Consider the following 14,318-nt stretch of genomic DNA (forward strand, 5'->3'; position numbering starts at 1 on the left):
TTTTTTTTATTAATCAATACAACCAACAATGAAAACAATTTTATTTAAATCAAAATTAATACGCTTATTTATAGCTTTTTTAATTTTCGCATCGTGCAGTAAAGATGATGAATCCTCAACGGTTGATATACCTACGGTAAATTATACTGCGACTAACTTTGATGCTACATTTTTTCAAACAGGTAACTCAACCGCACCTATTATAGATTGGAATGGAGACCAAGGTACATTTTCTCTATCAGCACCACTAGCAGGATTAAATATTGATAGCATCAACGGTATATTGAGCTGGGACAAAACGCTACCGATTGGCATTCACAATCTACAGGTTATAATAACAAATAGTGCAGGTCAAACCGTAAAGAATATCACTTTGAGTAATCCACTTCAAGGTGTTTTCACGGGTTTTATTATTAATGGCAATAGTGAGTACTTAGAAATGGAATTTTTCTCAGACGGTACAATAATAGTTAAATTAGAAGACTCTGGCAGTCCACCAACGGCATATGGCACATGGACTAAAAATAATACAACCATAATTGCAAACCTCACCAATCCGGAAAACGGGGTACAAGCATCATTTTCAGGCACTTTAACCATTGACACAACTGCTAAGTACACAGGTAATTTGTATAGCAATCCTAACTTAACAGATCCATTAGGTGTTTTTGAAGTGGTCCTACATTAAACAAATAAAATTAATTAAATATGAAATATTTATACATCATTATTACTTTCTCTGTGCTAAGTATGCAAAATACAAAAGCACAAACTGCAGATTATTTTTTAACAATTAATACTACAAGCGCAACCAATTTAACTATAGACACAGGTATTGAATTTAATGGTTACAGATATTTCAGTGCTACTAAAAACTTTACCGAAAGCACTATTTGGAAAACAAATGGAACTGAAATTGGCACATCCGATTTTATAAACTCTAATGACATTACTAGTGCTAGTCCAATATTTGTTTTCAACAATGAATTATACTATAATGCCTTTCAACTAGGAGAAACCGTAGTTTATAAAACAAATGGAGCTATCAAAACTCCGTTTCTTCAAGAAGACACAGAATCTCCAGTCGTTGGTTTTGATAACAGAAGCGTTGCCATTTTAGACACCAACTTTGTATTTAGACATGGAACAATAACTACGGGCTATGAACTATATATTAGTGATGGTACACCCAACAGCCCAATACTTTTAAAAGACATAAGACCAGGCACTTCATCTAGTCAACCCAATTATTTCACAAAAATTGGTGACGACAAAGTGGTATTTACAGCTAATGATGGCACCAACGGCATAGAACTTTGGGTTACGGATGGCACAAACGCTGGTACACTGTTAGTAAAAGATATTAATACTTCAGGGAATTCTTTTATAAATGGACTAACCAGTTTTAATGGCAAAGCCTATTTTAGTTTAGGGAATGATATCTGGGAAACTGATGGTACCGAAGCAGGAACTGAAATATTTTTAAATCTTAGAATGGATAGCAATTCTGAATACCCGTTTTATGAATATAATAACGAACTTTATTTTACAGCTTACGACACCTCATTCAATTTTGTAGACCTTTGGAAAACCGACGGAACAGTTGCTGGAAGCACAATTTTAACCAGCGAACTAAACTATGCTGATGTATTTCAAAGAACAAATAATTACTTGTTTTTTGCTGCAAATACAGACGCAAACGGCTATGAGCTTTGGAGAACAAATGGCACACCCGGAGGCACGCTGTTAACTAGAGATATAAATCCAGGACCAGAAGACAGTTTGGTCGGCGAACCCTCATTAGGCAACGGCGGAAATTTATTGTTTTTTGAAGCTACTTTTTATGATGATGATCCCAATATAGAAGCCGATTTAAGTGGAGAGTTGTGGTCATCTAATGGCACAGAAACTGGCACACTGCTTAATACAACAATAAACCCTTCAAGTGGACGAGGACAACCAGACAAATTTTTCAATACAAATGGCAAGCTCATTTTTCAGGCCAACGGAGATGGTAGTGGTGCGAGCAATTCAAATCAAGGTATTGACTTATGGATTACAAATGCTAACCTGTTGTCTATAGAAGAAAATGAACCATCTCTAACCAACTTTTTATTATACCCAAATCCAAGTTCAGATACTATCGCCATAAAAGATTTAAATAATACAATTAACGAAATAGCCATATTCTCTCTTGAAGGCAGAAAAGTTAAAACCATTACTTCTAATTTTCAAGCTATTTCCGTAAAAGACCTATCTGCTGGCACTTATTTGGCATCTATAAAACTGAATGATGGAAAACACAATACTTTAAAGTTTTTAAAACAGTAAAAATCCAACTTATAAAATTTCAGTTATGGCGATTATGACTTCGGTATTAATCGCCTTTTTGCAATTATAAAAACAATTAAAATTAATACAAAAAATACAACCCCATAAAGCCAATAATTAGTCGAAGAGACTATAGCAGATGTATCTCCAGTTAGTACAAAACCTGCCCAATAATAAGGATGTTTTAGGTTAGGATCATCTATGTTTTTTAAGTAATCTTGTTTAGCATTTTTTAAGGCTTCGCTTTTTGATAGACCTTCTTTTAAATAGTCATAAAAACGTTTCATTATAATTGAAGTTTCTTTATCTGGCACACGCCATAAACTTGTTAAAGTGGCATCACTACCAGCGTATTGAAAAGCTCTTGAGAAACTAAGAACACCCTCCTCCGAATCTACACGTCCAAAACCTGTATTACAAGCACTCAATGTGGTCAAATCAGCGTTTAACTTAAGATTGTAAATTGTATTTAAATCTAGATGATCTTCATTTTCGCTACTAGAGAATAATAACATAGAGTTATATTCATTGTCTTCATCTACATAAGCATGCATTGCTAAGTGAAGCACCCCATAATTAGATACCGTACTTATAAAATTACCTTTATTGGCTGTAGTATCGTTATACAAATCACCATCAAATAGAGATGCTACATAAGCTGCTTCTTCTTGAGCAAAAGGCAATTGATATGCATTATTATTACGCTCTATAGATCTTTGAAATTCATTTCTACTATCTGATTTATCCAAATAAGCAGGAGAATAAGAAGCTAAAAGTTCATTGCTATCTTTATTGATATTACCTATTAATTTTAAAGACGTATTGTAGTTTACAACTCTATCACTCTCTAAATTTTTGTCCAAAAATAGTTCAAATGGCAGTAACGAAACACTACCCTCTGGCACTACAGTTACTTTTTCAAAACTTAGATTCTTATTTAAAAACTTTAAGTTAGAGCTTATTTCATTATAACTGTTTTCGTAATTTTCAAGCTGTTTAACATCACTTAAAAAATTAAAAACCTTTTGAGATAAATCTTCACTGCTTCCCAAATTAAAAAACTGTGTGTCATTTTTTGAAATTAAAAAAACATACAAGTTATCATAATCATAAAAACGTACAATAACTTCTTGTTTAGATAGATTAGATTTCAATTCAAAAAGATTAAAATCCAAAGCCTCATTAATTTTACTACCATATGATTGCTTTTTTAGACTCAATAATAGATTTGATTTGTTTAGTTTTAAGCTATCGAGCTCTTCAGTGAGATTCTTATCTTTATCATCATTTTCTATCAGTTGCGATTTTAACTGAGCAATTCTTACATCTAATAAATTGAGATTATCTAAAACTTTTTTTACGCTCTCATGGTAACTATACTTAATATTATTAATTCTGTTTTTTATAGTAAGTTGTGAGTTAGTGTTTTGCTCTACAACATTGACAATATTGTCATTTAGCATCTTATTTTCAACATTATCCACTTTTAATAATAATCTACATAGTAATAAATTAGTATTTATATTATCAATGAGATTTTTTTCAAATACATTATAGTTGAATTGACTATTATTCTCATTCACTAACAATCCAGACAACAACGCCAATTTAAATGATTTATGATACAAACTCTGATTATTGGATAGTTTAGCATTCTCTAAAATCAAATTACTTAATTCTATTAATGTTTGAGCTGTATGCAAACTACCATATAAGTGATTATTTACAATATCAGAAACACCTATTTCATCTAAGCTCTTTATTTTAATACGTTCCAAATAATTATTGATTGTAATATCTAAATCTCTACTATCATTTCGTAATAAAGCATATTTCACACTACTTAAAGCATACTTATTTAAAAAATCACTTCGTTGAAATTTATTAGCGAGCTCAAGATGAATATCTAAATAGTAAGGTATAGAATCTAAATTATTAGTTAAGAATCTTTTTTTAACCTCTAAATCATAAGCATATAAAGCAAATATCTGGTCTTTTCTTACATCTGAGATACTCATTTCCATGAGCTGTTTAATTCTATCGTCTAAAAGTTCGTGGTCAAAATTTTTGTTCTTGAGTTCTATTTTAGCCGCTCGATAAATTATTGAAGAATAAAACATATTCTTATACCTATTGTTATCTACAATTAAATTATATACGTCCTTCGCCTTTTCGAAACTCTTTATTAATTGATCATATTCTTCATTTAATTCCTGAATTTTGCATTCCAAGTCTATAGTCATCAACTGATCTATATATTTATTTGGAGGTATAAGTGACTTCCAATGTGAGATATGATTTTTAGCTTTTTCTAACTCACCTAAATCTATACAGACATCTGCTAAATTACTAAGAGCATAAGGTAAAAATTCTTCAGCTTGCTTTGGTATATTACCTTCTAGCAAATACGCTTCAAAATCATCTACCGACGCTCTTAATATCTCCCCGTTTTCTAACTGCTGGGCATAAATCATAAGCTGCCTATAATTTACTGTTTTTGCTACTTGTAGCTGAAGCTTAAGAGAATCAGGTATCGTTTCTTTTAATAAAGAATCTATAGTATGTTTAATAGGAAAAACACTTTCTTGCAGAGCATCTAATGGCTTACCAACATCACCCAAAGAGTACCCTAGATTTGTGGTTGCCATTAATAATTTTTGATAATTCTTATTATTGTAATTCTTATATAGACTTATAAACTCTTTGTTGTATTTAATGTTTTTATCGAGCTGGTTCGTTCTGTAAGTAAAAACATCATAATAACTATATAAGTTATTTAAATCATTAATTGGCATGTGCTTTAACGTTGTATAATTAAATCTAGCACTATCCAAAAGTTCCTCCGTTTTATCATTGAATTGTTCGTTCTTAATGTTATTAATTGCTTTTGAAAGTAAGGATCTGGCTTTCATTACTATTACACTATCTTGAAGAGCAATTTCTGATTTATTTTGAACTTCATTAATACTTAAGTTATCAGCTTTATTCTTTCTTGTACAAGAAATTAAAAAGATTAACATTGAAAGCATTAATAACAATTGTGATAAAAACCTCATAAATTCTAAATAAAAAAATATTATAATGTATGAAACATTAAATATAACGTATATTTTTGATTTATAGAATAAAGAAAAAACATGTTCGATACATTAATTATAGGAGCTGGTGCCGCAGGTTTATCTTGCGCTTTGGTTTTAGGTTCTGCTAAAAACAAACCTTTTGCGAAGAACAAAACTATTGGCATTATTGCACACCAAAAAACATCGCATCTTCAAAATGCTTTATTTAATAATGTACTTGGCTTAAAACCTGGAACCTTAGGTGCAGACATCCTAAACGATGGCTTACAACAACTGAGCGATTTATATCCTCATGTTAATCAAATCGATAATGAAAAAGTTGTTTCAATAACAAAGGATTCCAATGGGTTTTCAATTAAAACGAATAAAAATAATTACCACTCTAAAATTGTAGTAATAGCCGTTGGCTATACCAATTTAATGACTATAAATGGTTTAGAAAATTATATTGAACCACACCCAAGAGCTGCTGTAGAAAAAGATAGAATTTGGTTAAAAAACACAGATCATCTTATTGAAGAAAACTTGTACGTAGCTGGTACTTTAGCAGGTTGGCGTAGTCAATTCTCTATAGCTAGTGGTAGTGGAGCACATGTAGCGACGGATATTTTAACGCTTTGGAATGATGGGAAACAAACTAAGGTTCACGATAAAATTTAATGGCTTATTGCTGCTCCCTAATATTAGGATAATCAGTACTTAAAAGTATCACTTCTTGCACCATAATATCTTCTTTATTTATGATTTCCTCAAATGCATTATCATCAAATAATTGACGTGCTAAAGTTGCTTTTATAAGTCGTCTAATTTCTGCATTGTAGGCTACAAAAGAAATATTGGTACGCTCTCTTTGATTCACATAATTTTGAAAACGCACCACAATATCATCACTAACTTCAAAATTATTAATAAAATCGTACTTAGAAACACTTTGATATACGGTACGATCTTTATCCAATTCTTCAAAAACAAAATAACCAAAATGCCCTCTTCGTCTTAAATAATTTATGGTTTCATTATCAAATGAACGATCTATAGGTACAAATATATCTGGAATAATACCTCCACCTCCATAAACTACTTTACCTTTTGGTGTGGTAAATTTTAAAGAGTCATCAACTTCTATATTCTCTTCATGGGCTAGTTCTCCTGTCCTTAAACGCTTATAATAATCATTGTAATAAGTATCAGTATCACCATTTGTATATGGTTTTTGAATAGAACGACCAGTTGGAGTATAATATCTAGATACGGTTAAACGCACAGCACTACCATCCCCTAATGCCATTTCGCGTTGCACTAAACCTTTGCCGTAAGAGCGTCGTCCGACAATAATACCTTTATCATTATCTTGTAACGCACCTGCAATGACTTCACTTGCTGATGCCGAATTTTCATTGATAAGAATATAAAGCTCACCTTCTTCAAAATCTCCTCTTTTTGTGGCATAAATATGTTCTTCCTTTCCTCTCTTATCTTTTGTAAACAAAATGAGCTTACCATCTTCTAAAAATTCATCCGCAATCTGCTCAGCGACACCTAAAAACCCGCCTGGATTATCCCTTAAATCTAAAGCCAATTTAGTAGCACCAAGGTCTTTCAATTCACTGAGTGCAAATTTAAATTCCTTAAACGTAGATTCTGCAAAACGATTCATTTTCATATATCCTAAATCCTCAGTAAGCATATATGCAGCCTCTATACTTTTAATAGGAATAGCTTTACGTTTAACATCAAACTCTAACAATTCATCCTCTCCTTTACGAAATACTGTAAGTTTAACATTAGTATTTTTATCACCTTTTAGCTTCTCACTTATAAAGTCACTTGAAACATTAGGGCCATAAAGCGTATCTCCATCGGCTAAAAGAATACGGTCTCCACTCATAATACCTGCCCGCTCACTTGGACCATTTTCCGTAGGTCTAATCACTGTAATACTATCGTTGTAGGGGTAAAAATTAATACCAATACCTACAAAATCACCTTTCATGTTTTCAGTGATTCGCTCTAAATCTTCTTTAGGAATATACGTAGAATGTGGATCTAAATTATGTAAAATACCATTGACAGTAACATCTACAATACTATCTGTATTGACGTCTTCTACGTACTCGTAATCGATGTAATCAATTAATCGGTTGAGCTTATCTTTTTTACTATTGGTAGAAAAGAGATTATCTGATGTATCCGAAAAATTTAATTTTCCTCCTATAATGACTCCTGCCGCAATTGCAACACCGATAATAAGTGGTATGTATTTATTTTTTGTAGTCATATTATTTCTCGAGCCTATGAGAATCTTCATTTAGATCTTCTATAAGTTCCAACGCGATACCTGCCTTTTTAAGAAATTTAATTCCGGAATCATCTTTATAACCTTGATGATAAACCACTCTTACAATGCCTGCTTGGTGAATTAATTTACTACATTCTTTACAAGGGGAAAGCGTTATGTATAACGTTGCTCCTTGACAAGATTGTGTAGACGATGCTACTTTAAGAATAGCATTAGCTTCAGCATGTAGCACATACCATTTTGTGTAACCTTCGTCATCTTCACAATAGTTTTCAAAACCTGTTGGTGTACCATTGTAACCATCAGAAATTATCATTCTATCTTTTACAATAAGCGCGCCAACTTGTTTGCGTTTGCAATGCGATAATTTTCCCCATTCCTTTGCAATGCGTAAATAAGCTTTATCGTAGCGTAATTGTTTTGTCTTTGGCATTAATAATTAGTGTTTTGCAAACGTAGCATGTGAGAACGAAGATAAATGTATAGTATTTTATAACCCATTTACTTGTCGTTAAAGTTTTACCAATATTTTTTCTTAATTGATGTAATCGCTAGCCATTATCATAGGAATTACTAAACCTACAACCACAGCAGATAATACCATTACCCAGTCGCGACGCGAAAATCTAAATATAGTTTGGCACAAATATCCTATAAATAAAACGACAAAGACAATAATTACTTGCGCAAGTTCTATCCCTAATGCGAATTCTATTAGAAGTTCTAATTTACCTTCAGACTGACCTGCAAACATTTTAAATTCTCGTGCAAAACCTAAGCCGTGTATAAGCCCAAAAAATAAAGTTGTAAAAAACAGTAAGCCTAATTTAGAGTTTTTAGATTTTTTTCCGGCCGTAAATACATTGTAAAGTGCCATAATTAAAATGGTCAATGGGATAAGGAATTCTACTAACTTACCATTAATACTAACAACACCATAAGCTGCCAGCACTAACGATAACGTATGACCAACAGTAAATGTTGTCACTAAAATCAATACACGTTTCCAATCATTAAAAACATAAGGTACCGAGAGCACCATTAAAAACAAAATATGATCGTAACCGTTGATATCTAAAACATGGTTCATGCCATATTGCACATTAAACCAGAAATTTTCTAACATAATTATATTTATTTGGGTTAACCAAAGTTACAATTAAAATGCAATATGCACTTACTAAAATAAAGTGAATAATATTTGTATAATCGTATTTTCTTTCGGAATATTGTAACTTATAAAGTTCAAATCACGTATTGAAATGTTATCAAGAAAGGTGGAGGGATTAGACCCTTTGAAACCTTAGCAACCCTTAAACTTATTAAGAAGGTGCTAACTTCTACGTAATTGTCGATTCATTTATCGCACAATTGGATAGATAACCCAACATTGTTACCTCATCATGGTAATTTAAATTCTTATAACATTTTTCTATTTACACGTCAATTTTTGACGCATTTGATTTTTGGCTTACTATTAAATTATGTAACACAAAATGAGTTCAAAACACATAGAAACTGAAGCTATAAGAACACAAATAGAACGTTCACAATATCTAGAACATTCTAGTCCGATGTATTTAACATCGAGCTACGTTTTTGAAGATGCTGAAGATATGCGTGCGTCGTTTGCAGATGAAAAAGAACGCAATATTTACAGTCGATATTCTAATCCAAACTCGTCAGAATTTATAGAAAAAGTTTGTAAAATGGAAGGTGCAGAACGTGGTTATGCCTTTGCCTCTGGTATGTCTGCTGTGTTTTCTACGTTTGCTGCGTTATTAGATTCGGATGACCATATTATTTCATCACGAAGCATTTTTGGTTCAACTCAAACCTTATTCAATAACATTTTACCAAAGTGGAAGATTTCAACAAGCTATTTTAAAATTGATGAATTAGATGATATTGAAAGCTTAATTCAACCCAATACTAAAGTAATTTACGCAGAGAGCCCAACCAATCCTGCCGTAGATATTTTAGACTTACAACGCTTAGGTGATATAGCTAAAAAACACAATCTCTTATTTATAATAGATAATTGTTTTGCCACACCATATTTACAACAACCTATTAAGTTTGGTGCAGATATCGTTATTCATTCTGCTACAAAATTAATGGATGGACAAGGTAGAGTTCTTGGTGGCGTAACCGTTGGAAATGCAGACTTAATTCAAAAAATATATTTATTCTCAAGAATTAGTGGACCAGCATTATCACCATTTAACGCTTGGGTATTATCTAAAAGTTTAGAAACACTGCCGGTTAGAGTAGACAGACATTGTGATAACGCCTTAAAAGTAGCAACATTTTTAGAGAGTCATGATAACGTGAAATTCGTCAAATATCCATTCCTAAAATCGCACCCACAATACGAATTAGCAAAAAAACAGATGAAATTAGGTGGCAGCATTGTTGCTTTTGAAATCAAAGGAGGCATTGAAGCCGGAAGACAATTCCTTAATTCAATTAAGCTATTATCACTCTCTGCAAATTTAGGAGATACAAGAACTATTGTAACGCATCCTGCATCAACAACGCATGCCAAAATACCAGAAGATATTCGTTTAGAAACAGGAATCACAGCGGGTTTAATTAGAATTTCGGTTGGTCTAGAACATCCTGAAGATATTATTAACGATTTAAAACAAGCACTAGAAAACTAGATTTTGAAATTGAACAAAAATTTTAACTGATTGGATTGTCCCCTTGAGGATTAGTGAGAAACAAAATATTTTTTTGTTTTGAAACTACCGAGCGAAGCTCTTAGGGGTGTCTCAAACAAAAAAGACTATGAGCAAAATAAAACAAGAATTACAAAAACGAATCTTAGTTCTCGATGGTGCCATGGGAACCATGCTTCAGCAATATAATTTCTCAGAAGAAGATTTTAGAGGCGAACGTTTTAAAGATTATCCATCGCCATTAAAAGGAAATAACGATTTATTATCCATAACGCAACCGAAAGCCATAGCAGAAATTCATGCTAAGTATTTTGAAGCTGGTGCAGATATTGTAGAAACCAATACATTTTCTGGTACCACCATTGCCATGGCAGATTACGACATGGAAGATTTGGTGTATGAGCTGAATTATGAATCCGCTAAAATCGCTAAAGAAGTTGCTGATAAATTTGCCAAAGACAATCCTGAAAAGCCTCGCTTTGTAGCCGGAAGTATTGGACCAACAAACCGAACTGCGAGTTTATCACCAGATGTCAACCGACCAGAATATAGAGCCATTACGTTTAACGAGTTACGTGTAGCCTACAAACAACAAGTAGAAGCCTTAATTGATGGTGGTGTAGATATGCTTTTGGTGGAAACTATTTTTGATACTCTAAATGCAAAAGCGGCTTTATTTGCTATTGAAGAAGTAAAAGAAGAACGTCATATTGATATTCCAATTATGGTTTCAGGAACCATAACCGATGCATCAGGAAGAACACTATCTGGACAAACCGTTGAAGCGTTTTTAACCTCAGTATCTCATATTCCATTGTTAAGCGTTGGTTTTAATTGTGCCCTTGGAGCGCAACAACTACAACCCTATTTACAACGCTTATCTGACGAAACAGAATTTTTTACCTCAGCACATCCAAATGCAGGTTTACCAAATGCCTTTGGAGAATACGATGAAACACCAGAACAAATGCAAGGTTATATTGAAGCCTATCTTAAAGACAACCTCATCAATATAATTGGTGGCTGTTGTGGCACAAGTCCTGAACATATTAAAGCTATTGCGGAAGTCGCTCAAAAATACAAACCAAGAAAAATTGTCATTCCTGCGTAGGCAGGAATCCACTTTGAAAAGACTCACATGACTCAAAATAAAAAATACCTCACGTTATCTGGATTAGAACCCTTAGTAATAACACCAGAAAGCAACTTCATCAACGTTGGAGAACGCACCAACGTCACTGGCTCTCGTAAATTTCTTCGACTAATTAAAGAAGAAAAATACGATGAAGCCTTAGAAGTAGCACGAGACCAAGTTGATGGAGGCGCGCAAATCCTTGATGTTAACATGGACGAAGGCATGTTAGATGGTGTTTATGCCATGACCACCTTTTTAAATTTAATTGCATCAGAACCCGATATTTCTAGAATTCCGTTGATGATTGATAGTTCTAAATGGGAAATTATAGAAGCGGGATTGCAAGTCGCGCAAGGAAAATGTGTCGTTAATTCTATAAGTTTAAAGGAAGGTGAAGCACAATTTAAACATCATGCTAAACTGATAAAACGTTATGGTGCTGCTGTTGTGGTGATGGCTTTTGATGAAGAAGGCCAAGCCGATAATTACGATAGACGCATCGAAATTTGTAAACGTTCGTATCATATTTTAGTCAACGAACTTAAATTTCCTGCTCAAGATATCATTTTTGACCCCAATATTTTTCCCGTTGCTACTGGAATGGACGAGCATCGCAGAAATGCGCTCGACTTTTTTGAAGCTACTAAATGGATTCGTGAAAACTTACCTCATGCCAATGTTTCTGGAGGTGTGAGTAATGTGTCATTTTCATTTAGAGGAAATAATATTGTGAGAGAAGCCATGCATTCGGCATTTTTATATCACGCGATTAAAAACGGGATGAACATGGGAATCGTCAACCCAACAATGCTTGAGGTCTATGATGAAATTGATAAAGATTTATTAGAACGTGTTGAAGATGTTTTGTTCGATAGACGCGATGATGCCACAGAACGTTTATTAGATTATGCCGATTCTGTAAAAGGACAGAAAAAAGAGCAAGCGGATAAAGTACAAGAATGGAGAAGTGACCCATTACAAAATAGAATTACACACGCCTTAGTAAAAGGAATTGATGCTTTTATTCTTGAAGATGTTGAAGAAGCACGTTTAGCAGCTGCCAAACCTATTGAAGTCATAGAAGGTCATTTAATGACTGGTATGAATGTCGTCGGTGATTTATTCGGTAGTGGTAAAATGTTTTTACCACAGGTTGTAAAATCAGCACGAGTAATGAAAAAAGCCGTTGCTTATTTACAACCTTTTATTGAAGCAGAAAAAGATGGCAAACAAGAGTTCTCGGGAAGGATTTTAATGGCTACTGTAAAAGGTGATGTGCACGATATAGGAAAGAATATTGTCAGCGTAGTTTTAGGTTGCAATAATTATGAAATCATTGACCTTGGTGTGATGGTTCCGCCAGAAAAAATTATTGAAACTGCTATTAAGGAAAAGGTTGATATCATTGGATTGAGTGGTTTAATAACCCCATCGTTAGACGAAATGGTTTACGTTTCAAAATCCTTAGAAAAACAGAATGTAAAAATCCCATTAATTATTGGTGGCGCCACAACGTCTAGAGCACATTCCGCTGTAAAAATCGCACCACATTATAACAATACGGTGGTTCATATTAATGATGCTTCAAGAGCTGTAACCGTTGTTGGAGATTTACTTAAGGAAGACAATAAAATCTATAAAAACCAAATTAGAGAAGAGTATGATGCCTTCCGAGAGCAATTCTTAAAACGTACCAAGAAAAAGGAATATTTGACTATTGCTGATGCTCGAAAAAATAAATTTAAAATTAATTGGAAGACCTCTGAAATTGTAAAACCAGAACAATTAGGCATTCAAATTATAGACAATTTTGACATTACTAAACTTGAAGATTTTATAGATTGGTCGCCATTTTTTAGAAGTTGGGATTTACATGGAAAATATCCAGCCATTTTAACGGATAATATCGTTGGCGAACAAGCCACAGAATTATTTGCCGATGCACAAGTGTTATTGAAACGTATTTTTGATGAAAAACTTTTGAAAGCAAAAGCCATCTTTGGACTGTTTGAAGCCAATACTTTAAATGACGATGATATTGAAATTAAAGATGCTACTGGCAAAACCATAGATACATTCTTAACCCTTCGTCAACAATCTAAAAAATCAGAAGGCAAACCAAATATTGCTTTAGCCGATTTTATTGCACCAAAAGCAACCAACAAACAAGATTATATGGGCTGTTTTTGTGTGTCTACAGGTTTTGGAATCGCAGAATTAGCGGCGCAATTTGAAGCAGAGCACGACGATTATAATTCCATTATGATTAAAGCTTTAGCAGATAGACTAGCCGAAGCTTTTGCTGAGTATTTACACAAGGAAGTAAGAACAAAACATTGGAGTTATGCCAATAATGAAAACCTGTCTAACGACGAATTAATTAAAGAAAATTATAAAGGTATTAGACCAGCACCAGGTTATCCTGCTTGTCCAGACCATTTAGAAAAGAAAACTATTTGGGATATTTTAAAGGTTGAAGAAAACATTGGTGTAAAACTAACGGAAAGCCTAGCCATGTGGCCAGCAGCAAGTGTCAGCGGTTACTATTTTGGTAATCCTGAAGCTAAATATTTTGGTTTAGGAAAAATAAAAGAAGACCAAATTGAAGATTATAGTAAACGTAGAGGAATTTCAAATGAAGAAGCAACGAAATGGTTAAGTCCTAATATTGCGGATTAATTGAATAGAGACAAAAGACCTTGCAGGTTTTAAAAACCTAGCAGGTCTTTTACAACATTGTGTTCCTGCAAGGTTTCATAAACCTTATAGGTATCAGAGCCTGACTTTTT

At 33.2% G+C, this 14,318-nt stretch carries 10 protein-coding genes and 1 riboswitch; of the genes, 6 read left to right on the forward strand and 4 right to left on the reverse strand.

The genetic code is table 11. The features are described from left to right. Positions 1-28: 28 nt before the first annotated feature. Both KO515_RS06855 and KO515_RS06860 read left to right on the forward strand, forming a co-directional pair. Positions 29-688, forward strand: coding sequence for a hypothetical protein (locus tag KO515_RS06855; RefSeq protein ID WP_215935640.1), 660 nt, complete (start codon positions 29-31; stop codon positions 686-688). Positions 689-708: 20 nt separating this feature from the next. Beyond that, complete coding sequence (locus tag KO515_RS06860; RefSeq protein WP_215935641.1) at positions 709-2,331, forward strand: T9SS type A sorting domain-containing protein; 1,623 nt, start codon at positions 709-711, stop codon at positions 2,329-2,331. 32 nt (positions 2,332-2,363) lie between these two features. Here the strand turns inward: KO515_RS06860 and KO515_RS06865 are convergent, their stop codons facing one another. After that, positions 2,364-5,387: a CHAT domain-containing protein gene (locus tag KO515_RS06865; RefSeq protein WP_215935642.1), complete on the reverse strand. Its 3,024-nt coding sequence runs from the start codon at positions 5,385-5,387 to the stop codon at positions 2,364-2,366. 81 nt (positions 5,388-5,468) lie between these two features. On the opposite strand from KO515_RS06865, the gene KO515_RS06870 reads away from it, so the two are divergent. Beyond that, complete coding sequence (locus tag KO515_RS06870) at positions 5,469-6,071, forward strand: FAD-dependent oxidoreductase (protein WP_215935643.1); 603 nt, start codon at positions 5,469-5,471, stop codon at positions 6,069-6,071. Positions 6,072-6,075: 4 nt separating this feature from the next. Here KO515_RS06870 and KO515_RS06875 read toward each other — a convergent pair whose 3' ends face one another. From KO515_RS06875 to KO515_RS06885, 3 genes are all read right to left on the reverse strand, one after another. Then, positions 6,076-7,689 carry a S41 family peptidase gene (locus tag KO515_RS06875; protein ID WP_215935644.1) on the reverse strand — a complete coding sequence of 538 codons (1,614 nt, stop codon included), beginning with the start codon at positions 7,687-7,689 and terminating at the stop codon, positions 6,076-6,078. A 1-nt stretch (position 7,690) separates the two neighbouring features. Continuing rightward, entirely contained in the window at positions 7,691-8,143 is a 453-nt protein-coding gene (locus tag KO515_RS06880) for a deoxycytidylate deaminase (protein ID WP_215935645.1), read from the reverse strand. Positions 8,144-8,245: 102 nt separating this feature from the next. Beyond that, positions 8,246-8,836, reverse strand: a complete 591-nt coding sequence (locus KO515_RS06885; protein ID WP_215935646.1) for a HupE/UreJ family protein — start codon at positions 8,834-8,836, stop codon at positions 8,246-8,248. Positions 8,837-8,972: 136 nt separating this feature from the next. Beyond that, a riboswitch (SAM riboswitch) is annotated at positions 8,973-9,096 on the forward strand. Positions 9,097-9,206: 110 nt separating this feature from the next. On the opposite strand from KO515_RS06885, the gene KO515_RS06890 reads away from it, so the two are divergent. From KO515_RS06890 to metH, 3 genes are all read left to right on the forward strand, one after another. Further along, the gene (locus KO515_RS06890) at positions 9,207-10,376 is read left to right on the forward strand and encodes a trans-sulfuration enzyme family protein (RefSeq protein WP_215935647.1); all 1,170 of its coding nucleotides are present in this window, start codon (positions 9,207-9,209) and stop codon (positions 10,374-10,376) included. Positions 10,377-10,503: 127 nt separating this feature from the next. After that, positions 10,504-11,505: a homocysteine S-methyltransferase family protein gene (locus tag KO515_RS06895; RefSeq protein WP_215935648.1), complete on the forward strand. Its 1,002-nt coding sequence runs from the start codon at positions 10,504-10,506 to the stop codon at positions 11,503-11,505. Between the two features lie 27 nt (positions 11,506-11,532). After that, on the forward strand, positions 11,533-14,208 hold the full coding sequence (metH, locus tag KO515_RS06900) for a methionine synthase (RefSeq protein WP_215935649.1): 2,676 nt from the start codon (positions 11,533-11,535) through the stop codon (positions 14,206-14,208). Positions 14,209-14,318 lie beyond the last annotated feature (110 nt).

The sequence above is a fragment of the Winogradskyella psychrotolerans genome (assembly GCF_018860545.1).
In the GTDB taxonomy this organism is placed as follows: Bacteria; Bacteroidota; Bacteroidia; order Flavobacteriales; family Flavobacteriaceae; genus Winogradskyella; species Winogradskyella psychrotolerans_A.